Here is a 20,879-nt window from a genome sequence, read left to right on the forward strand (position 1 = left end):
AGCCTGTCACCGGCGTCCCCGGATCCCGCAGATCCTCCCACGGGTTACTCACCGGAAACAGGGCGCATCCGGACTGGGAGGTTAATTCTGGGTTGATCTGTGAGACAGCTCTCAGCAAACCGGAGCGAACCGGGGCGAACTTCGCTAATGTCCAGCTCAGCGCGACCGCCGACACCCTTCCGAAAGCTTCCGGACACCGCTGGGACACCAGCGGAACCACGATTCCCGGCTCAGTTCACCTTCCGTTTACCAAACAGACCTACGGTCGCGACGACACCAACGTCCGTGCGACAACTACGACGATTGTTTGGGTATGGAACACATCTCGTTCCTGGTAGCCGTTGTGATCATCACGGCGCTCGCCTTCGACTTCACCAACGGGTTCCACGACACCGCCAATGCGATGGCCACCTCCATCGCGACGGGAGCCCTCCGGCCGAAGGTCGCGGTCACCATCGCGGCCGTCCTCAACTTCGCGGGCGCGTTCCTGTCCGTGAAGGTCGCCACCACCATCTCCGGCGGCATCGTCAACGAGAAGAGCGGCATCCACCCCGAGATCATCTTCGCCGCACTGGCGGGCGCGATCCTCTGGAACCTGCTGACCTGGCTGCGCGGCCTGCCGTCCAGTTCCTCGCACGCGCTGTACGGCGGCCTGATCGGCGCCACCGTCGTCGGTGTCGGCATGAACGGCGTCAACTTCGACACCGTCCTCTCCAAGATCCTGATCCCGGCGATCGCCTCCCCGCTGGTCGCCGGCCTGGCCTCCTGGGGCGCCACCAAGCTGGCCTACGCGATCACCCGCAAGGGCAACGAGACCACCGCCACCAAGGGCTTCAAGACCGGCCAGATCTTCTCGTCCTCGCTGATCTCGCTCGCGCACGGCACCAACGACGCCCAGAAGACGATGGGCATCATCACCCTGACCCTGGTGTCGGTCGGCGCCCTGCCGCACGGCGCGCTGCCGCCCACCTGGGTGATCATCTCCGCGGGCGCCGCGATCGCGCTCGGCACCTACATGGGCGGCTGGCGGATCATCCGCTCGATGGGCAAGGGCCTCGCCGACATCAAGGCGCCGCAGGGCTTCGCCTCCGAGTCGGCCGCCGCGACCGTCATCCTGACCTCCTCGCACATGGGCTTCGGCCTCTCCACCACCCAGGTCTGCTCCGGCGGCATCATGGGCGCCGGCCTCGGCGGCCCGAAGGCCGAGCTGCGCTGGAGCCTGGTGCGCCGCATGGTCTACACCTGGGCGCTGACCCTGCCGGCCGCCGCGCTGGTCTCGGGCGGCGCCGCGCTGCTGGTCCGCCAGGGCACCTGGGGCATCGTCCTGGTGGGCGCCGTGCTGGTGGCCGGCTCCGGCGCGATGTGGCTGATCTCCCGCCGCCAGCCGATCAGCGCGGACAACGTCAACGACGTCAACGACGTCACCCCGGTGGAGGTCCCCGCCACCGCCGCCCCCGCGAACGCCCCCACCCCCGCCTCGACCACGGTCGCGGCCTGAGCGCCGCAGGCTGAGGAGCACCCGCCATGCACATCAAGTGGAACGCCCTGGCCCAGACCGCCGGTGCCAGCTTCGGCATCACCGTCGCCGTGGTCTCCGTCTTCGCACTCGGCATCCTGGCCCTGTCCCGCCGCGAGGCCGCGCTGAGCGCCCGCGAGGGCGAGGCCGCCCAGGAGCCGGGCGGCGGCCGGCTGGCCCTGGCCGGCGCCTACGCCTGCTTCGGCCTCTGCGCCGCGGCCGTCGTCTACGGCCTGGTCCTGATCGCCGCGCCGTAGCGCGTGGCCCTGATCGCCGCGCCGTAGCGCGTGGCCGACGGTTCCCGCCGTCCGCGCGCGGGACGAACCGAACGGGCCGGGGAGTGTGATCCACACTCCCCGGCCCGTTCGCGCATCCCCGCCCGGAGTCAGCCCTGCTGGCTGGTCTTCAGCGCGGTCTCCCGGATGAACAGCACCGTGACGAAGGCCAGCGCCGCGAACGGCGCGGCCCACAGGAAGACGGTGCCGACGCCGTGCCCGAACGCGTCCGTCACCAGCGGGACGATCGGGGCGGGCAGCTTGTGCAGGTCCGGGATGCCCCCGCCGCCGGCCGCGCTCGCGGCCGGGATGTGCGCGGCGGCCAGGTTCTCCGCGAGGTAGTGGGTCACCTTGCTGTTCATCAGCGCGCCGAGCGCGGAGACGCCCATCGCGCCGCCCATGGTGCGGAAGAACGTCACCACGGAGCTGGCCGCGCCGAGCTCGTGGCGCGGCACCGTGTTCTGCACCGCGAGCACCAGGTTCTGGCTGGTCAGGCCGAGGCCGATGCCGGTGATCGCCATGTAGACGCAGAGCAGCTTGTAGTCGGTGTCGGCGCGGGCGGTGGCGAGCAGGCCGAAGCCGATCGCGAGCAGCGCCGTGCCGGCGACCAGGTAGGCCTTCCACTTGCCGTACTTGGTGATCAGCCGGCCGGCGACGGTGGAGGCGAGCGCCAGGCCGAGGATCATCGGCAGGGTCATCAGGCCGGCCATGGTCGGGGACTTGGCGCGGGCCAGCTGGAAGTACTGGCTGAGGAAGGTGGTCGCGCCGTACATCCCGACGCCGACCAGCACGCTGGCCACCGCGGCCAGGGTGACGGTGCGGTACTTGAAGAGGTCCGGCGGGATGATCGGCTCGGCGGCGCGGCGCTCGATCACCACGGCGAGGGCGCCCAGCAGCAGGCCGCCGCCGACCATCGCGGCGGTCTGCCAGGACAGCCAGTCGTAGTTCGTGCCGGCCAGCGTGATCCAGATCATCAGCAGGCTGACGGCGCCGGTGATGACCAGCGCGCCCAGGTAGTCGATCTTCGCCTTGCGCTTGACCACCGGCAGCTTGAGGGTGCGCTGCACCACCAGGATCGCGGCCAGCGCGAACGGGATGCCGACGTAGAAGCACCAGCGCCAGCCCAGCCACGAGGTGTCCACGATGACGCCGCCGATCAGCGGTCCGCCGATGGTGGCCAGCGCGAAGACCGCGCCGAAGTAGCCGCTGTAACGGCCGCGCTCGCGCGGCGGGACCATCGCGGCCAGGCAGATCTGGCCCAGCGCGACCACACCGCCGGCGCCGATGCCCTGGAGGGCGCGGCAGGCGATCAGCTCGGCGGTGTTCTGGGAGAGGCCGGCCAGGGCGGAGGTGGCGATGTAGATCAGCAGGGCTATCTGGAGCAGCAGCTTCTTGCTGACGAGGTCGGAGAGCTTGCCCCAGATCGGGGTGGAGGCGGTCAGGGTCAGCAGGGCCGCGGTGATCACCCAGGTGTAGGCGGACTGGCCGCCGTGCAGGTCGGTGAGGATGTGCGGCAGGGCGTTGGAGACGACGGTCGAGGAGAGCACGGCCACGAAGAGGCCGAGCAGCAGGCCGGACAGCGCCTCCATCACCTGCCGGTGGGTCATCGGTTGATCGTCGACGGCGGCTCCGACGGTCGCCTCGGCTGTGACGGTCATCTGGGTCCTTCGGCGGGAGGAGTGAGCGGGGGCGGGGGGTGCGCAGGCAGGGAAAATTGTTGCCTTACGCAACCATAGGCCCGATGGTTGACTAAGGCAACTTTCTTCAAGCCCAAGTAAAGGCCGCGCCCCCAGGCCTGGATCCAGCCACCGCGGACCCGACCCCCGCCCCGGGCCCCGACCCCCGGTCACTCCGCCGGCGGCTCCCCGATCACGTCGTTGAAGCGGTGCAGCAGCACCGCGAAGCGGTCCACGTCCTCCGGCGACCAGCTGCCCAGCAGCTCCCGCACCCGCCGCATCCGGACGTCCCGGGCCGCCAGGTAGCGCCGCCGCCCGTCCTCGGTCAGCGAGACCAGCGCGGCCCGGCGGTCCAGCGGATCCGTCTCCCTGGCCACCAGGCCCAGCTCCTCCAGCGCCCGGATCTGCCGGCTCACCGTGGCCTTGCCGACCGCGAAGTGCACGCCGACGTCCGTCACCCGCACCCGCCCGGTCTGCTCGATGTAGCCGAGCATGCTGTACGCCATCCCCTCCAGCTCGGGGTGCACCCGGCGTGAGAGCTCCGCCACTCGGGCCCGGCCCCGCCGGAACATCAGCGCGACCTCGCGCTCCACCGCCAGCAGGGATTCCTCGTCACTCACCGCGCCAGTATCCCGCAGCCGCACTGGCTGGAAGGCGGCGCGTGGGGTGCGACAAGCTAACTAGTTCATGGTATGAAGTATCCGTTTTCCCCCAATACACAAGGAGATGTGGATGGCCGCCCCGGGGCAGGGTTTCGTCGCTGAACTGAAGGGCGCGGTCACACCGCGTGCGGCACTGCTCGTGATCGGCGTGCTGCTGCTGCAGCTCGGCTTCATCACCTCGTACGTCGGGGCGCTGCACCACCCGGCCCCGCACGAGCTGTCGATCGCGGTGGTCGCCCCGCCGCAGGTCGCCCCCAAGCTGGTCCAGGCGCTGGAATCCGTGCCGGACGACGCCGTCAAGGCCGTCACCGCCCCGGACGCCGAGACGGCCACCCAGCAGATCAAGGACCAGAAGATCTACGCCGCGCTGGTCGTGAACCCGACCGGCACCGAGGACACCCTGCTGGTCGGCGGCGCCCGCGGCACCTCCGCCGCCAAGGCCGCCGAGTCCATCACCACCGCGCTGGACAAGGCCCAGGGCCGCACCGTCAAGGTCGAGGACGTCGTGCCGCTCGCCAAGGGCGACACCAACGGCCTCTCCGCGTTCTACCTGGTCATCGGCTGGTGCGTCGGCGGCTACCTGGTCGCCTCGATCCTCGGCATCAGCGCCGGCTCCAAGCCCGCCAACGTCCACCGCCTGCTGATCCGCCTCGGTGTGCTGGCGCTGTACTCGGTCGGCGCCGGCCTCGGCGGCACGATCATCGCCGGACCGGTGCTGGACGCGCTGCCCGGCTCGATCCTGGCCCTGACCGGCATCGGCGCCCTGGTGGTGTTCACGGTCGGCGCGTTCACCATGGCGCTGCAGTGCCTGTTCGACGTCATCGGCATCGGCGTCGCGGTGCTGATCTTCGTGGTGCTGGGCAACCCGAGCGCCGGCGGCGTCTACCCGGCACCGATGATGCCGCCGTTCTGGCGGGCCATCGGCTCGCTGATCCCGAACGGCGCCGGGACCAGTGCCACCAAGTCGATCGCCTACTTCGGCTCCACCAACCTGGGCATGCCGATCGTGGTCCTGGTGGTCTGGGCGCTGATCGGCATCGGCGTCGCATACCTGGCCGTGCTGCGCGGCCCGCGCTCCGGCGGCCGCGAGATCGTCGCCGCCGAGGCGTCCTCCGAGGCCTGATCCCCCGCGTTCCTCCGCCCGAGCCCCCGGCCGCCCGGCCGGGGGCTCGGGTGCGTCCCGGGCCGGGAGGTCAGCCGCCGGCGAGCCGGCCCGGGTCCGCGACGACGGCCCGCACCACGCCCACCGCGGCGCCCAGCAGCGGCCCGCGCCGGCCCAGCCGGGACACCGTCAGCCGCTCGTCCGACCAGGGCCGCACCGTCACCCGGGCGGCCAGCTCGGCCCGCATCGCCGGCAGCAGCCAGGGCGCCAGCCGGGCGTAGCCGCCGCCCAGCACCACCTCGGCCGGGTCCAGCAGGTTGACCGCCCCGGCGGCCGCGATGCCCAGCGCCGAACCGGCCCCGGCCAGCACCGCGAGGGCCGGCTCGTCCCCGGCCCCGGCCCGCCCGGCGAGCAGCGTCACCCAGTCGCCCCGCGCGCCCGCCGGCCCGGCCGCCCGCAGCACGGCCGCCTCCCCCGCGTACTGCTCCAGGCAGCCGTGCGCGCCGCAGGCGCAGCGGTGGCCGTCCGGGTGGACCGGTACGTGGCCGAACTCGCCCGCGTAGCCGCGCGCCCCGCGCAGCAGCCGCCCGCCGACCACGATCGCCGCGCCGACGCCGGCCTCGGCCGACACGTACAGGAAGTCCTCCGGCCCGCCGCCCAGCCACCGTTCGGCCAGCCCGCCCAGGTTGGCCTCGTTGTCCGCCTCGACCGGCAGCTCGGCCAGTTCGGCCGCGCCGGCCGCGCGCAGCGCCGGGCGCAGTTCGGCCGCCAGCGGGACGTCCCGCCAGCCCAGGTTGGCGGCCCGCTGGAGCACCCCGCCGGAGGTGCCGACCAGCCCGGGGACGGCCAGGGTCAGCCCGGCCGGGCGCAGGCCCGCCTCGGCGACGGCCGCGTGCAGCAGTTCGGCGAGGTCGGCCATCACCGCGGCGGGCCGGCGGCCCCGGTTGCGGACCTCGCGGCGGCGCCAGGTCCGGACCTCCCCGCTCAGGTCGACCACGCAGGCACCGAGGTGCTCCACCCCGATCTCGGCGCCGAGGCCGCCGGGCCCGAGCGGGTTGAGCCCGAGCGCGGTGCCGGGGCGGCCGACCTTGCCGCTGGGCGCGGCCGGGCCCTCCTCGACGACCAGGCCGCCGGCGATCAGCTGTTCGGCGAGCGAGGAGACGGCGGCCCTGGTCAGCCCGGTCTCGGCGGCCACCTCGGCCCGGGAGCGCGGGGCGCGCGCGATCACCCCGAGCACCAGGGCCAGGTTGGCCCGGCGCATCCCCTGCTGGCTGGCGGGCCCGCTCCGAACCGCGTCCGGTTCCCCGCGCATAACCCTCACCTCACGGCCTTATGGGGCATCCCGTGGCATCTCGGGTGCAGCGTAACCGGGTTCGTACCTCGGGTGCGCCCGTTCGGCGGGCCGGGTGAAGACCCACCGCTGCATCGCCCAGAAGCGGAACAGCATCGCGGCGAAGGTGCCGACGACCATCCCGCTGAGGAAGTCCGCGGTCTCCTGGACGAACGGGCCGACGTACGGCTCGCGCAGGTCCAGGGCGTAGCGGGAGAGTGCCAGCGGCAGGTCGTTGACGGCGATCGCCATGGCACTGACCAGGAAGAACAGCAGTGCCTCGCGCGGGTGCCCGGCCGTCCGGAAGGCCCAGCGACGATTGAGCACGTAGGAGACGACGGTCGAGATCACGGTCGCGACCGTCAGCGCGACCACCGGCTTGTGCTCCAGCACGGTGAACTTCAGCTCGAAGTCGGTCACCGTGGTGAGCACGAAGCAGGCGCCGCCGACCAGCAGGAACTTCACCAGCCTGCGGTGCCGCACCAGGAACGGACGCAGCCGGGCCGGCACCCGGGCCAGGGCGCGCTGCGTGGGGGACGGCATCTCCGCAGTGTGGCACGCGCAGACGCCGTCCTCCCGTCGATCCTCCCGCCGACCCGGCGCGGCCGGGTCAGGCCGCCGCGGCCAGGACCTTGGCCGGCTCCAGGGCCAGCTCCAGCACCTCCCGCACGTCCGCCACCGGGTGCACGGTGAGCCGCTCCAGCACCTCGGCCGGGACGTCGTCCAGGTCGGCCTCGTTGCGCTTGGGGATGATCACCGTGGTGACGCCGGCCCGGTCGGCGGCGAGCAGCTTCTGCTTCACCCCGCCGATCGGCAGCACTCGCCCGGTCAGCGACACCTCGCCGGTCATCGCCAGGTCGGTGCGGACCTTGCGGCCGGACAGCAGCGAGGCGAGCGCCGTGGTCATGGTGATGCCGGCGCTCGGCCCGTCCTTGGGGACGGCCCCGGCGGGGACGTGCAGGTGCACGCCGCGGTCGCGCAGCGAGGTGACCGGCAGCTCCAGTTCGGCGCCGCGCGAGCGCAGGTAGGAGAGCGCGATGTGCGCGGACTCCTTCATCACGTCGCCCAGCTGCCCGGTGAGGGTGAGCCCGGTGCCGCCGGTCTCGGCGTCGGCGAGCGAGGCCTCGATGTAGAGGACGTCACCGCCGGCGCCGGTCACGGCGAGGCCGGTGGCCACGCCGGGGACGGCGGTGCGCCGCTCGGCCGGCGCCTGGGCGGCCTCCGGCACGTGGTGGGGCCGGCCGATCAGGGCGCGCAGCTCGTCCGGGCCGATCGCGGCGGGCAGTTCGCGCTCGCCGAGCTCGGCCTGGGCGGCGATCCTGCGCAGCACCCGGGCGATCGAGCGCTCCAGGTTCCGCACGCCGGCCTCCCGGGTGTACTCCCCGGCCAACCGGCGCAGCGCCGCCTCGTCGACGCTGACCTGCTCGCCGCCCAGTCCGGCCTTCTCGCGCTGGCGCGGGAGCAGGTGGTCGCGGGCGATGACGACCTTCTCGTCCTCGGTGTAGCCGTCGAGGCGGACGAGCTCCATCCGGTCGAGCAGCGCCTCGGGGATGGCCTCCAGCACGTTGGCGGTGGCGAGGAAGACGACGTCCGAGAGGTCGAGCTCGACCTCCAGGTAGTGGTCCCGGAAGGTGTGGTTCTGCGCCGGGTCCAGCACCTCCAGGAGGGCGGCGGCCGGGTCGCCCCGGTAGTCGGAGCCGACCTTGTCGATCTCGTCGAGCAGGACGACCGGGTTCATCGAGCCGGCCTCCTTGATCGCCCGCACGAGCCGGCCGGGCTGCGCGCCGACGTAGGTGCGCCGGTGGCCGCGGATCTCGGCCTCGTCCCGGACGCCGCCGAGCGCGACCCGGACGAAGGTGCGGCCCATGGCGCGGGCCACGCTCTCGCCGAGCGAGGTCTTGCCGACGCCGGGCGGGCCGACGAGTGCCAGCACCGCGCCTCCGCGCCGGCCGCCGACCAGCCCGAGCCCCTGGTCGGCCCGGCGCTTGCGCACCGCGAGGTACTCGACGATGCGGTCCTTCACGTCGGCGAGGCCGGCGTGGTCGGCGTCCAGCACGGCGCGGGCGCCGGCGATGTCGTACGCGTCCTCGGTGCGCTCGCTCCAGGGCAGCTCCAGGACGGTGTCCAGCCAGGTGCGGATCCAGGGGCCCTCGGGGGACTGCTCGGAGGCCCGCTCCAGCTTGTCGACCTCCTTGAGGGCCGCGTCGCGGACCTTCTCGGGCAGGTCGGCGGCCTCGACCCGGGCGCGGTAGTCGCCCTCCTCGTCGGCCGGGTCGCCGTTGAGCTCGGCCAGTTCCTTGCGGACGGCCTCCAGCTGGCGGCGGAGCAGGAACTCCTTCTGCTGCTTGGCGACGCCCTCCTCGACGTCCTTGCGGATGGTGTCGTTGACCTCCTCCTCGGCGAGGTGGTCGCGCAGCAGGGTCAGCGCGTACTCCAGGCGGGCGACCTGGTCGGCCTCCAGCAGCACCTTGAGCTTCTGCTCGGCGGTGGCGAAGGGCGCGTAGCCGATGTTGTCGGCGAGCTCGCCGACGCCCTCGATCTGGGCCACCCGGTCGACGATCTGCCAGGCGCCGCGCCTGCGCAGCCACTGGGTGGACAGCGCCTTGTACTCCTTGACCAGCTCGGCGGCCCGGCCGGCCGCCGGGGTGTCCACCGAGGACTCCCGGAAGGGCGTGGTCTCCACCCAGAGGGCGGCGCCGGGGCCGGTGGTGCCGGCCCCGATGCGGACCCGGCGCACGGCGCGCACCAGCGCGGCCGGCTCCCCGTCGGCCAGCCGGCCGACCTGCTCGACGGTGGCCAGGGTGCCGACCGCCGCGTACGAGCCGTCCACCCGCGGGACCAGCAGGACCTGCGGCTTGCCGGTGCCGGTGGCCGCCGCGCGGGCGGCCTCGACCGCGGCGCGCACCTCGGTGTCCTTCAGGTCCAGCGGGACGACCATGCCCGGCAGGACGACCTCGTCGTCGAGCGGCAGCACGGGCAGGGTGAGCGGTGTGGACGTCGATGCCATGATCTCTCCCCAGTCAGTGAAGTTGAGTCGACCTGACTAAGGCCTGGCGTGCGCCGGATGTTCCCGGGGCGGTGTTCGCCATGAGCGAACAGGAGGAGGGTGTGGAGCGAACGGGGGGAGGGTGCGGGAAGCGCCGTCAAAAGCACGCGGGAGCGGCACCCGGAAGGGTCAGCGCACGTCCAGGACCGGAGCGCCGCCCGGCGCGGGCGAGGAGCCCGCGGCCGGCGCCTCGACCCGGCGCATCCGCGGCTTCGGCCGCGGCCGGCGGGCCTGGACCCGGCGCAGCCAGCGCCACAGCGCCACCCCGGTGAGCACCGCGGCGGGGTGCCCCACGGCGGTGACCAGGTCCCGCTCGGTGAGGATCTGCTCGGCGATCAGCAGCCCGGCGCCGCCGAGCGCGACCAGCCGCCCGCGCCACGGCAGCAGCCCGGCCACCGCACCCAGGCAGGTGAGCACGCCGTAGCTGACGCCGATGTCCAGGTAGTCCAGCGCCGCGGTCTCCATCCGCCCGGTCTCCACCGCGGTGATCACCACGCCCTGGGACAGCAGCGTGGCCGTGACGTGCCCGATCGCGAAGACCGCCGCCGCCCGGGCGGGGCCGATCCGGCGCTCCAGCGGCGCGAGGGTGACGGCGAATCCCCACAGGTAGGGCATCCACACCTCGCCGGCCACCCAGAAACCGCTGAGCAGCAGCGCACGCAGGGGGTGCTGCAGGAGGTTGTGGCCGTCGGAACTGGAGGCCTCCTGCAGCCGCTGCACGAGTTCCGGATCGGCGAGTTTGGCAAAGGTCGTGGTGGCGCCCACCACGGCGAGATAGCCGAGGGTGAAGGGGTTTCGCCGGGGTGTCGGCACCCGCGCCAGCAGCCACTCGACGACGCCGGTGCGCAGACCGTGCCGGAGCATGCCGTACGGCGGGCCGGCGGGCGACGCCCCGACCCGTCCGGCACCTCGCCGCAGTCCAGCCATGCCGCCCTCCGCTCCACGCCGGCAGCCACCGGCCCCTCACCAGGTGCCCAACGTACCGGCGCGCGCCGCGGATCCCGCCCTGCGGGGCGTTGTCGTGGCCACGTTACGTCGAGGTTCTGAGAGGCATCTGAGAAAAGCCGGTGAAGACCGTCAGGAAACCGGTCGACCGGATTCCCGATATTGGTCCAGACCTTCTTCCGGCGGGCGCGCCGGCAGGGGCTCTGACCGGCGACTTGGCGTCAACTCGACTGCATACGTACCGTTACGCAGAGAAAAATCGCCGGGTAAGGTATCGGCCCGTGCCCACTCGTGCAGTGGGCTCCGAGGGCGGCCCGACAGCCGGCCCACGGGCCGGAAACGTCCGGTCCACCTGCCGGGAGGCATCCGCTGTCCGTACGCTGCGAAGTGCGCGGGAGAAGTGGGCGGGCGACAATCCGCCCGCCGACCCGCACGCACGACGGGACGGCGGACCCGGCACAGTCCACGACGGAACAAGACTACGAGCGGAGCCCGCCATCCCCACAGGTGGCCGGCCCGCAGCCCTGGGGGCGGTGGCGTGACCGTGACAGAACTTCAGCAGGACAACAACCACAGCGGCGGCACGGTGAGCAGCCAACGCAGAGTGCTGGTGGTGGAGGACGAGCCGACGATCGCGGAGTCGATCGCGGCCCGGCTGGGCGCGGAGGGCTTCAAGGTCGCCGTGGCCCACGACGGGCCGGGCGCGGTCGACGGCTTCCACACCTGGCAGCCGGACCTGGTGGTCCTCGACATCATGCTGCCCGGCTTCGACGGCCTTGAGGTGTGCCGCCGGATCCAGGCGCAGCGCCCGGTGCCGGTGCTGATGCTGACCGCGCGCGACGACGAGACGGACCTGCTGGTCGGCCTCGGCGTGGGCGCCGACGACTACATGACCAAACCGTTCTCGATGCGCGAACTGGCCGCCCGGGTCAACGTGCTGCTGCGCCGCGTCGAGCGCGCCCAGCAGGCGGCCCGCACGCCCGCGCTCGGCTCGCTGCGCTTCGGCGAGCTGGAGATCGACCACGTGCAGCGCCGGGTCCGGCTCGCCTCGGGCGACGTCCACCTGACGCCCACCGAGTTCGACCTGCTCGCCTGCCTGGCCGCGCAGCCGCGCGCCGTGCTGACCCGCGAGCAGCTGCTGGCCGAGGTCTGGGACTGGACGGACGCGTCCGGCACCCGCACCGTGGACAGCCACGTCAAGGCGCTGCGCCGCAAGATCGGCGCGAGCTGGATCCGTACCGTCCACGGCGTCGGGTACGCGCTGGAGGCCCCGCTCTCCTAGCGGCGAGCCTCGGGCGACGGGCCTCCGGGGGGCCCGTGTCCCGAACTGCCGCGCACCACGCGGGGGACGTACGCGGGGATCACAGGGGACCAATGACCTTTCCACAGCAACGCAACGGGGACACCGGCGGCACGCGGTCGCAGACGCTGGCCGCCCGCGCCGCCCGCCGGGTCTGGGCCGACATCCGGCCGCTCGACCCGGTCCGCTCGATCAAGGGCAAGCTCGCCCTGCTGGTGATCGTCTCCGTCTTCCTGGCCACCGGCATGGTGGTCGTGGCGATCCGGTCCGAGACCCAGATCCGGATCATCATGGTCTTCTCCATGATCGCCTCGCTGCTCTTCATGCAGTTCCTCGCGCACGGGCTGACCGCCCCCCTGCGCGAGATGACGGCCGCCGCCCGCGCGATGGCCTCCGGCGACTACAGCCGCCGGGTCGAGGTGAACTCGCGCGACGAGATCGGCGAGCTGGCGACCACCTTCAACCAGATGGCCGCCGACCTGGGGGCCGCCGACCGGCACCGCCGCGAGCTGGTCGCCAACGTCTCGCACGAGCTGCGCACGCCCATCGCCGCACTGCGCGCCGTGCTGGAGAACGTGGTGGACGGCGTCGTCCAGCCCAATCCGGCGACCCTGGGGGCCGCCCTGGAGCAGACCGAGCGGCTCGGCCGCCTGGTCACCCACCTGCTGGACCTCTCCAAGATCGACGACGGCGTGGTCGACCTGGACGCCCGCCCCTTCGAGGTGCGCGAGTTCCTGGACGGCGTGCTGCGCGGGGTCACCGTGGACGGCGCGACGGCCGGCGGGGCGTTCTCCCGGCGCGGCGACGTCCGGCTGGCGCTGGAGGTCAGCCCGACCGGCCTGACCGGCGTGGCGGACCCGGAACGGCTCCACCAGGTGGTCGCCAACCTGGTCGACAACGCCTGCAAGCACTCCCCGCCCGGCGGCACCGTGACGGTGCGCGCGCGGCCCGACGGCGGGCCCGGCGGCCTGCTGCTGGAGGTCGAGGACGAGGGTCCGGGCATCCCGCCGGCCGACCGCGGCCGGGTGTTCGAGCGGTTCAGCCGCAGCGGCACCGCGACCGCCCAGGGGCCCGGCTCGGACGGCGGCACCGGCCTCGGCCTGGCCATCGCCCGCTGGGCGGTGGACCTGCACGGCGGTCGGATCGCGGTCGCCGAGTCGCCGCGCGGCTGCCGGATCGAGGTCCGGCTGCCGGGGCAGCGCTGAGGGTCGGATGTGTCACAGAAGCGACACAGACGTACACGAAGTCATTGGATGATCTACATGCGCCTTTGTCCGGTTTTGCCCGGATATGCCCTATGAGTGGGCGCGATCGCTTCCCCTCAGATACGGCTTTCTAACGCACATTTTCAGCCAAACTGCAGGTCAGGACTGTGATCTGGGCGACGCCTGGGGCCCGGGGACTGCGCGATCACTGGTCAGGGGCGTAGCCTTAATCCCCGCTGTCCAAACATCCCAAAAGGAAGCGGAAGAGGGCGGTTGCCGCCGTGTCGCCACAGTCCCCTGAAACCCCCAATAGCTCGGCTAGCTCCACTGGCTTCGGTCCCAATGAGTGGCTCGTCGATGAGATCTACCAGCAGTACCTCCAGGACCCGAACTCGGTCGACCGAGCCTGGTGGGACTTTTTCGCCGACTACAAGCCCGGTACCGAGGTGACCCCAGTGACCCAGGCCGCGACCCAGGCCGGCCCCACGCCGACCCCTGCCGCTGCCCCCGCGCCCGCTGCTGCTGCTCCGGCCGCGACCGCCCCCGCCGCACCGGCCGCCCCGGCCGCTCCGGCGCCGGCCCCCGCGCCGCTCGCCGCAGCTCCCGTCGCGCCCCCGGCTCCGGCCCCGGCCCCCAAGGCCGCCGCCCCGGCCCCTGCGGCCGCTCCGGCCGCCGCCGCGGCGGACGCGCCCGCCGGCCCCGAGCTGATCCAGCTGCGCGGCCCGGCCAAGGCCGTCGCCACCAACATGGACGCCTCGCTGGAGGTGCCGACCGCGACCTCGGTCCGCGCGGTGCCCGCGAAGCTGTTGATCGACAACCGCATCGTCATCAACAACCACCTGCAGCGCGCCCGCGGCGGCAAGGTCTCCTTCACCCACCTGATCGGCTACGCCCTGGTCCAGGCCATCAAGGCCGCCCCGGGCATGAACTACAGCTACAAGGTGGAGAACGGCAAGGCCTTCCTGGTCAAGCCCGAGCACGTCAACCTCGGCCTGGCCATCGACCTGGTCAAGCCGAACGGCGACCGCCAGCTCGTCGTCGCGGCCATCAAGAAGGCCGAGACCCTCGACTTCTTCGGCTTCTGGCAGGCCTACGAGGACATCGTCCGCCGGGCCCGCGCCAACAAGCTGACCATGGACGACTTCACCGGCGTCACGGTCTCGCTGACCAACCCCGGCGGCATCGGCACCGTGCACTCCGTGCCGCGCCTGATGCAGAACCAGGGCACCATCGTCGGTGTCGGCGCCATGGAGTACCCGGCCGAGTTCCAGGGCTCCGCCCCGGAGACCCTGTCCCGGCTGGGCGTCTCCAAGATCATGACGCTGACCTCGACCTACGACCACCGCGTCATCCAGGGCGCGGCGTCCGGCGAGTTCCTGCGCGAGATCCACCGCCTCCTCCTCGGGGAGAAGGGCTTCTACGACGAGATCTTCGAGTCGCTGCGGATCCCGTACGAGCCGGTCCGCTGGGCCACCGACGTCGCCACCACCCACGACGACGAGGTCAACAAGACCGCCCGCGTCATGGAGCTGATCCACGCGTACCGTGTGCGCGGCCACCTGATGGCCGACACGGACCCGCTGGAGTACAAGCAGCGCAAGCACCCCGACCTGGACGTCACCACCCACGGCCTCACCCTGTGGGACCTGGAGCGCGAGTTCGCGGTCGGCGGCTTCGGCGGCCAGAAGATGATGAAGCTCCGCGACATCCTCGGCCTGCTGCGCAACACGTACTGCCGCACCGTCGGCGTCGAGTACATGCACATCCAGGACCCGAAGCAGCGCAAGTGGCTGCAGGAGCGCCTGGAGAAGCCGTACTCCAAGCCCGAGCGCGAGGAGCAGCTGCGCATCCTGCGCCGGCTGAACTCGGCCGAGGCCTTCGAGACCTTCCTGCAGACCAAGTACGTCGGGCAGAAGCGCTTCTCGCTGGAGGGCGGCGAGTCGCTCATCCCGCTGCTGGACGCCACCATCGACGCCGCCGCCGAGCACCGCCTCGACGAGGCCGTCATCGGCATGGCCCACCGCGGCCGCCTGAACGTGCTGGCCAACATCGTCGGCAAGCCGTACGGCAAGATCTTCGGCGAGTTCGAGGGCAACCTCGACCCGAAGTCGATGCACGGCTCCGGCGACGTGAAGTACCACCTCGGCTCCGAGGGCACCTTCACCGGCCTGGACGGCGAGACCATCAAGGTCTCGCTCGCCGCGAACCCCTCCCACCTGGAGACGGTCGACCCGGTCGTCGAGGGCATCGCCCGCGCCAAGCAGGACATCCTGGACCAGGGCGGCACCACCTTCCCGGTGCTGCCGATCCAGATCCACGGCGACGCGGCCTTCGCCGGCCAGGGCGTCGTCGCGGAGACCCTGAACATGTCGCAGCTGCGCGGCTACCGCACCGGCGGCACGATCCACCTGGTGGTCAACAACCAGGTCGGCTTCACCGCCGCCCCGGCGTCCTCGCGCTCCTCGATGTACTGCACCGACGTGGCCCGGATGATCGAGGCCCCGATCTTCCACGTCAACGGCGACGACCCGGAGGCCGTGGTCCGCGTCGCGCGGCTCGCCTTCGAGTTCCGCCAGGCGTTCCACAAGGACGTCGTGATCGACCTCATCTGCTACCGCCGCCGCGGTCACAACGAGGCCGACAACCCGTCGTTCACCCAGCCGCTGATGTACGACCTGATCGACAAGAAGCGCTCGGTGCGCAAGCTGTACACCGAGGGCCTGATCGGTCGCGGCGACATCACCATGGAAGAGGCGGAGCAGGCGCTCCAGGACTTCCAGGGCCAGCTGGAGAAGGTCTTCGCCGAGGTCCGCGACGCCGCCCAGACCCCCGCCCCGGCCATCGCCGGCAAGCCGGTCGCCGACTTCCCGGTCAACATCCAGACCGGCATCTCCCAGGAGATGGTCAAGCGGATCGCCGCCTCGCAGGTCAACCTGCCGGACTGGCTGACCGTCCACCCGCGTCTGCTGCCGCAGCTCCAGCGCCGCGCCGCCTCCGTCGAGGACAACACCATCGACTGGGCGACGGGCGAGACCCTCGCCATCGGCTCGCTGCTCATGGAGGGCCACCCGGTCCGCCTGGCCGGCCAGGACAGCCGCCGCGGCACCTTCGGCCAGCGGCACGCCGTCCTGATCGACCGCAACACCGGCGAGGACTACACCCCGCTGCAGTACCTCACCGAGGACCAGGCCCGCTACACCGTCTACGACAGCCTGCTGTCGGAGTACGCGGCGATGGGCTTCGAGTACGGCTACTCGCTGACCCGCCCGAACTCGCTGGTCATGTGGGAGGCGCAGTTCGGCGACTTCGTCAACGGCGCGCAGACCGTGGTGGACGAGTACATCGCCTCCGCCGAGCAGAAGTGGGGCCAGCACTCGGGCGTCACCCTGCTGCTGCCGCACGGCTACGAGGGCCAGGGCCCGGACCACTCGTCCGCCCGCCCGGAGCGCTTCCTGCAGCTGTGCGCGCAGAACAACATGACGGTCGCCATGCCGACCCTGCCGTCGAACTACTTCCACCTGCTGCGCTGGCAGGCGCACAACCCGCACCACAAGCCGCTGGTCGTCTTCACCCCGAAGTCGATGCTGCGTCTCAAGGCCGCGGCGAGTGCGACCGAGGAGTTCCTGTCCGGCTCCTTCCGCCCGGTCATCGGTGACAACACCGTCGACCCGGCGCAGGTGCGCAAGGTCGTCATCACCGCCGGCAAGTTCTACTACGACCTGGCGGCGGCCCGCACCGAGCGCGGCGTCACCGACACCGCGATCGTCCGGGTCGAGCGGCTCTACCCGCTGCCGGTGGCCGAGCTCCAGGAGGAGCTCGCCCGCTACGGCGACGACGTCCAGTTCGTCTGGGCGCAGGAGGAGCCGGACAACCAGGGCGCCTGGCCGTTCATCGCGATGAACCTGGTCGACCACCTCCAGGTCGTCGTCGGCCGCAGCGCCAACGGCTCGCGGCTGCGCCGCGTCGCCCGCACGACGGCCTCGTCCCCGGCGGTCGGCTCGGCCAAGCGGCACGCCGCCGAGCAGCAGGCGCTGATCGAAGAGGTCTACTCGCTCTGAGGCCCTGACGGCCCCGAAGCGCTGGAGCACCGACGCCCGCGGCCCCCGTCCTCCCCTGGGAGACGGGGGCCGCGGGCGTCCCCGACTATCCTGACCAGGTCAATCCCCATCGGACCGGAGTGAACCCGTGTACTTCACCGACCGCGGCATCGAGGAGCTGCAGAACCGGCGCGGCGACGAGGAGGTCACCTTCGAGTGGCTGGCCGAGCGACTGCGCGAGTTCGTCGACCTCAACCCGGACTTCGAGATCCCCGTCGAGCGGCTGGCCACCTGGCTGGCCCGGCTCGACGACGAGGACGACGAGTGACCGGTGCGGTGCCGTTGCACTGAACCGCTGATGAGGGGCCCGGGAGGCGATCGCCTGCCGGGCCCCTCACGTATCCGCGCCCGCCCGTAGGGGGCGCCTCGGGGGCCGCTCCGGGGCGGCTCAGGGGCGGGATCCGGGACGGCACGCTTGACTTGCGCGTCACGCGATATATCGTCTTTAAAAGAGAACGCGATACATCGCGATCGGCAACGGGAGGCGGCAGAGATGAGCCAGTGGACGGTCGAGGGGCCCGAGAGGATCACCATCGACGAGACGGTCCGGGCGCTGCACGTGCGGATCATCGAGGGCACGGTGAACGTGGTGGCGGCCGAGGGCCCGGCCCGCCTGGAGGTCACCGAGCTCCAGGGCGAGCCGCTGCACGTGACCCTGGTGGACGGCGTCCTGACGGTCACCTACAAGGACATCAACAGCTGGGGCGAGTTCGGCGACCGGCTCAAGTCGGTCGACGCGGTCAAGGGCTTCTTCAGCTCCTTCAAGCGCAAGCGGGTCGCCGGCGTCACCCTGACCGTCCCGGCCGACGCCGAGGTCAAGGTCGGCACCGTCTCGGCCGACGCCACCGTCTCCGGGATCACCGGGCACGTCTCGGTGCAGAGCGCCAGCGGCGACGCCACCCTGGTCGGCCTGACCGGCCGCACCGAGGCCAACACCGTCACCGGCGACGTCGACGCCCAGTCGGTGGCCGGCCAGCTCAAGGTCAACACCGTCTCCGGCCAGCTCACCGTCGTCGCCGGCACCGCCGACCGGGTCCAGGCCAACGCCGTCACCGGCGCCGTCACCCTGGACCTCGACGTCGCCAGCCCGGCCGACGTCAAGGTCACCACCGTCAGCGGCCCGGTCGTCATCCGGATCCCCTCGCTGGCCGACGCCAAGGTCGAGGCCGGCTCCACCAGCGGCGACATCTCCAGCACCTTCGACGGCCTCAAGCTCAGCGGCAGCTGGGGCGCCAAGCGCCTGTCCGGCCAGCTCGGCGACGGCCGGGGCAGCCTCGCCGTGACCACCGTCTCCGGCGGCGTCACCGTGCTGCGCCGCCCCGACCCCGAGGACGAGTCGCCGGTGGTCGTCAAGGAGCTCCCGGCCGGACTCGGCAAGCCCGACCTCACCAAGGAGGCGTGAGATGACGCCCGTGTTCGGCCACGGCCGGCTCCGGCTCTACCTGCTGAAGCTGCTCGACGAGGCCCCGCGGCACGGCTACGAGGTGATCCGCCTGCTGGAGGAGCGCTTCCAGGGCCTGTACGCGCCCTCCGCCGGGACGGTCTACCCCCGGCTCGCCAAGCTGGAGCAGGAGGGCCTGGTCGCCCACAACACCGAGGGCGGCCGCAAGGTCTACCGGCTGACCGACGCCGGGCGTGCCGAACTGGAAGCCCGCCAGGGCGAGTTGGACGACCTGGAAGTGGAGATCCACGACTCCGTTGCGCAGTTGGCCGGGGCGATCCGCGAGGACGTCCGGGACAGCGCCAAGGACCTGCGCGAGGAGCTGTGGCAGGCCGCCCGGCAGGCCCCCCGGCCGGACCGCGCCGAGGGCGGGGACCCGTGGTCCGGCCCGTGGGGCGACAACGAGTCCTGGCAGCGCGCCAAGGAGGAGTTCGCCCAGTTCAAGCGGCAGGCCAAGGACCAGGCCAAGCGCGCCCGGGAGCAGGAGAAGGCCGCCAAGGCCAAGGCGAAGGCCGCCGAGGAGGAGGCCCGCAGGCTGCGCGAGCAGGCCAAGGCCTCGCGGACGGCCGCGCAGCAGGAGGCGCTGCGGATCAAGCGCCGGGTCGAGCAGCAGGTGCGCGAGCACGCCGCGAAGGGCGACTGGCCGACCGGCCTGGCCGAGGGCCTGGCCGAGCTGACCAAGGGCCTGTCCGGGCTGGCCGACGCGGCCCGCTGGGGCCATCCGGCCGACGGGTCGGCCGAGGAGGTCACCGTCACCCGGATCGACCTGGACAAGGACGAGCCGACCACCCCGACCGCCCCGGCCGACCTGCCGCCGTGGGCGCGGACCGACCCGGCCGGCGACCCGGCCCGCGAACTGGAGCGGCTGCTCGACCGCTTCCGCGACCAGGTCCGCGACGCGGCCCGGGACGGCGGCGTGAGCACCGACAAGCTGGCCGAGGCCCGCTCGGTGCTGGGCGCGGCCGGCGAGCGGCTGAAGCGTCTGCTCGGCTGACCGGCAGGCCGCCGGACCACCGGACCACCACCGGCCCGACACGCTCGGCGGAGCGTGCCGGGCCGGTCCGCGTCAGGGCCGCACGGCGCCAGGATCACAAGACGTCACGGCGTCACGGCGTCACGGCGTCACGGCGTCACGGCGTCACGGCGTCACGGCGTCACGGCGTCACGGCGTCACGGCGTCACGGCGTCACGGCGTCACGGCGTCACGGCGTCACGGCGTCACGGCGTCACGGCGTCACGGCGTCAGCACGATCTTGCCGAAGACGTCGCCCTTGGCGAGCCGCGCGAAGCCGTCCCGGGCCTCGGCCAGCGGCAGCACCGAGTCGATCACCGGTCGGACGCCGGTGGTCGCGCACAGCGAGAGCAGCCCGGCCAGTTCCTCCTTGGTGCCCATGGTCGAGCCGACCACCTTGAGCTCCAGGAAGAAGATCCGGTTCAGCTCGGTGGTGCTCGGGTTGGGGCCGGAGGTGGCACCGGAGATGACGACGGTGCCGCCCGGGCGCAGCGCCTTCACCGAGTGCGCCCAGGTCGCGGCGCCGACCGTCTCCATCACCGCGTCCACCCGGGCGGGCAGCCGGGCGCCGCTCTCGAAGGCGGCGTCGGCGCCGAGTTCGACCGCCCGGCGGCGCTTGGCCTCGTCCCGGCCGGTGACCCAGACCCGCAGCCCGGCGGCCTTGCCGAGGACGATCAGCGCGGTCGCCACGCCGCCGCCCGCGCCCTGCACCAGGACGGTGTCGCCGGGCTTGACCCCGGCGTTGGTGAACAGCATCCGGTAGGCCGTCAGCCAGGCCGTGGGCAGGCAGGCGGCCTCTTCGAAGCTGAGTTCGGCGGGCTTGGGCAGCAGGTTCCAGGTGGGCACGGCCACCTGCTGGGCGAAGGTGCCCTGGTAACGCTCGGTCAGGATGGACCGGGGCTCGTCCGGGCCGACCCCGTGGCCGCTCTGGCCGATCACCGAGTGGAGGACGACCTCGTTGCCGTGCTCGTCGACACCGGCGGCGTCGCAGCCGAGGATCATCGGCAGTCGGCCGGCGGGCAGGCCGACCCCGCGCAGCGACCACAGGTCGTGGTGGTTGAGGCTGGCGGCCCTGACCGTGACCACGCTCCATCCGGGGCGGGCCTGCGGCTCGGGGAGTTCGCCCAACTCCAGTCCGCTGAGCGGGTCATCGGCGTCGATACGTGCGGCGTAGGCAGCAAACATGCTGCGGACGATAGCCGCGCCGGCCGGGGCCGGGAACCACGCGCGGGTGTGACGCGTGTCCCGGACCCGGCCGTGTCGGCGGCGCCG

Annotated in this window: 16 protein-coding genes; 9 read left to right on the forward strand and 7 right to left on the reverse strand. The window is 72.4% G+C overall.

The genetic code is table 11. The features are described 5' to 3' along the window. Positions 1-313 precede the first annotated feature (313 nt). Together A6F73_RS12275 and A6F73_RS12280 are read left to right on the forward strand one after the other, a co-directional pair. Positions 314-1,498, forward strand: a complete 1,185-nt coding sequence (locus tag A6F73_RS12275) for an inorganic phosphate transporter (protein WP_063347834.1) — start codon at positions 314-316, stop codon at positions 1,496-1,498. A 26-nt stretch (positions 1,499-1,524) separates the two neighbouring features. After that, a complete protein-coding gene (locus A6F73_RS12280; protein ID WP_063347835.1) occupies positions 1,525-1,773 on the forward strand; it encodes a hypothetical protein in 249 nt (82 codons plus the stop codon). A gap of 128 nt (positions 1,774-1,901) precedes the next feature. On the opposite strand, the gene A6F73_RS12285 is transcribed toward A6F73_RS12280, so the two are convergent. After that, a complete protein-coding gene (locus A6F73_RS12285) occupies positions 1,902-3,449 on the reverse strand; it encodes an MDR family MFS transporter (protein ID WP_063347836.1) in 1,548 nt (515 codons plus the stop codon). A gap of 188 nt (positions 3,450-3,637) precedes the next feature. After that, the gene (locus tag A6F73_RS12290) at positions 3,638-4,087 is read right to left on the reverse strand and encodes a MarR family transcriptional regulator (RefSeq protein ID WP_244293367.1); all 450 of its coding nucleotides are present in this window, start codon (positions 4,085-4,087) and stop codon (positions 3,638-3,640) included. Positions 4,088-4,199: 112 nt separating this feature from the next. Between A6F73_RS12290 and A6F73_RS12295 the strand changes: the two genes are divergently transcribed. Further along, entirely contained in the window at positions 4,200-5,252 is a 1,053-nt protein-coding gene (locus A6F73_RS12295; RefSeq protein ID WP_063347837.1) for an ABC transporter permease, read from the forward strand. A 70-nt stretch (positions 5,253-5,322) separates the two neighbouring features. Here the strand turns inward: A6F73_RS12295 and A6F73_RS12300 are convergent, their stop codons facing one another. The 4 genes from A6F73_RS12300 to A6F73_RS12315 form a co-directional block, all read right to left on the reverse strand. Beyond that, positions 5,323-6,543: an ROK family transcriptional regulator gene (locus A6F73_RS12300; RefSeq protein WP_063347838.1), complete on the reverse strand. Its 1,221-nt coding sequence runs from the start codon at positions 6,541-6,543 to the stop codon at positions 5,323-5,325. A gap of 18 nt (positions 6,544-6,561) precedes the next feature. Beyond that, positions 6,562-7,104, reverse strand: coding sequence for a GtrA family protein (locus A6F73_RS12305; protein WP_063347839.1), 543 nt, complete (start codon positions 7,102-7,104; stop codon positions 6,562-6,564). A 67-nt stretch (positions 7,105-7,171) separates the two neighbouring features. Then, positions 7,172-9,568, reverse strand: coding sequence for an endopeptidase La (lon, locus tag A6F73_RS12310; RefSeq protein ID WP_063347840.1), 2,397 nt, complete (start codon positions 9,566-9,568; stop codon positions 7,172-7,174). 168 nt (positions 9,569-9,736) lie between these two features. Continuing rightward, a complete protein-coding gene (locus A6F73_RS12315) occupies positions 9,737-10,534 on the reverse strand; it encodes a rhomboid-like protein (protein ID WP_063347841.1) in 798 nt (265 codons plus the stop codon). Positions 10,535-11,096: 562 nt separating this feature from the next. Here A6F73_RS12315 and A6F73_RS12320 point away from each other — a divergent pair. The 6 genes from A6F73_RS12320 to A6F73_RS12345 all read left to right on the forward strand — a co-directional run bounded on the left by A6F73_RS12320 (position 11,097) and on the right by A6F73_RS12345 (position 19,589). Then, complete coding sequence (locus A6F73_RS12320) at positions 11,097-11,834, forward strand: response regulator transcription factor (RefSeq protein WP_063351140.1); 738 nt, start codon at positions 11,097-11,099, stop codon at positions 11,832-11,834. 92 nt (positions 11,835-11,926) lie between these two features. Then, complete coding sequence (locus tag A6F73_RS12325) at positions 11,927-13,057, forward strand: HAMP domain-containing sensor histidine kinase (protein WP_063347842.1); 1,131 nt, start codon at positions 11,927-11,929, stop codon at positions 13,055-13,057. Positions 13,058-13,338: 281 nt separating this feature from the next. Further along, on the forward strand, positions 13,339-17,115 hold the full coding sequence (locus tag A6F73_RS12330) for a multifunctional oxoglutarate decarboxylase/oxoglutarate dehydrogenase thiamine pyrophosphate-binding subunit/dihydrolipoyllysine-residue succinyltransferase subunit (protein ID WP_063347843.1): 3,777 nt from the start codon (positions 13,339-13,341) through the stop codon (positions 17,113-17,115). A gap of 127 nt (positions 17,116-17,242) precedes the next feature. Next, on the forward strand, positions 17,243-17,422 hold the full coding sequence (locus tag A6F73_RS12335; protein ID WP_063347844.1) for a DUF6104 family protein: 180 nt from the start codon (positions 17,243-17,245) through the stop codon (positions 17,420-17,422). 225 nt (positions 17,423-17,647) lie between these two features. After that, complete coding sequence (locus tag A6F73_RS12340; RefSeq protein WP_063347845.1) at positions 17,648-18,556, forward strand: DUF4097 family beta strand repeat-containing protein; 909 nt, start codon at positions 17,648-17,650, stop codon at positions 18,554-18,556. A gap of 1 nt (position 18,557) precedes the next feature. Further along, positions 18,558-19,589, forward strand: a complete 1,032-nt coding sequence (locus A6F73_RS12345) for a PadR family transcriptional regulator (RefSeq protein WP_063347846.1) — start codon at positions 18,558-18,560, stop codon at positions 19,587-19,589. 240 nt (positions 19,590-19,829) lie between these two features. Here the strand turns inward: A6F73_RS12345 and A6F73_RS12350 are convergent, their stop codons facing one another. Then, positions 19,830-20,792: a zinc-binding dehydrogenase gene (locus tag A6F73_RS12350; protein ID WP_063347847.1), complete on the reverse strand. Its 963-nt coding sequence runs from the start codon at positions 20,790-20,792 to the stop codon at positions 19,830-19,832. Between the last annotated feature and the right edge of the window lie 87 nt (positions 20,793-20,879).

The organism is Streptomyces sp. MJM8645 (assembly GCF_001625365.1).
In the GTDB taxonomy this organism is placed as follows: Bacteria; Actinomycetota; Actinomycetes; order Streptomycetales; family Streptomycetaceae; genus Kitasatospora.

Coding starts and splice junctions, on each gene's coding strand:
- A6F73_RS12345 (WP_063347846.1), top strand. CDS start 18,558: ATGACGCCCGTGTTCGGCCACGGCCGGCTCCGGCTCTACCTGCTGAAG.
- A6F73_RS12340 (WP_063347845.1), top strand. CDS start 17,648: ATGAGCCAGTGGACGGTCGAGGGGCCCGAGAGGATCACCATCGACGAG.
- lon (WP_063347840.1), bottom strand. CDS start 9,568: ATGGCATCGACGTCCACACCGCTCACCCTGCCCGTGCTGCCGCTCGAC.
- A6F73_RS12275 (WP_063347834.1), top strand. CDS start 314: ATGGAACACATCTCGTTCCTGGTAGCCGTTGTGATCATCACGGCGCTC.
- A6F73_RS12350 (WP_063347847.1), bottom strand. CDS start 20,792: ATGTTTGCTGCCTACGCCGCACGTATCGACGCCGATGACCCGCTCAGC.
- A6F73_RS12315 (WP_063347841.1), bottom strand. CDS start 10,534: ATGGCTGGACTGCGGCGAGGTGCCGGACGGGTCGGGGCGTCGCCCGCC.
- A6F73_RS12280 (WP_063347835.1), top strand. CDS start 1,525: ATGCACATCAAGTGGAACGCCCTGGCCCAGACCGCCGGTGCCAGCTTC.
- A6F73_RS12305 (WP_063347839.1), bottom strand. CDS start 7,104: ATGCCGTCCCCCACGCAGCGCGCCCTGGCCCGGGTGCCGGCCCGGCTG.
- A6F73_RS12295 (WP_063347837.1), top strand. CDS start 4,200: ATGGCCGCCCCGGGGCAGGGTTTCGTCGCTGAACTGAAGGGCGCGGTC.
- A6F73_RS12300 (WP_063347838.1), bottom strand. CDS start 6,543: ATGCGCGGGGAACCGGACGCGGTTCGGAGCGGGCCCGCCAGCCAGCAG.
- A6F73_RS12285 (WP_063347836.1), bottom strand. CDS start 3,449: ATGACCGTCACAGCCGAGGCGACCGTCGGAGCCGCCGTCGACGATCAA.
- A6F73_RS12325 (WP_063347842.1), top strand. CDS start 11,927: ATGACCTTTCCACAGCAACGCAACGGGGACACCGGCGGCACGCGGTCG.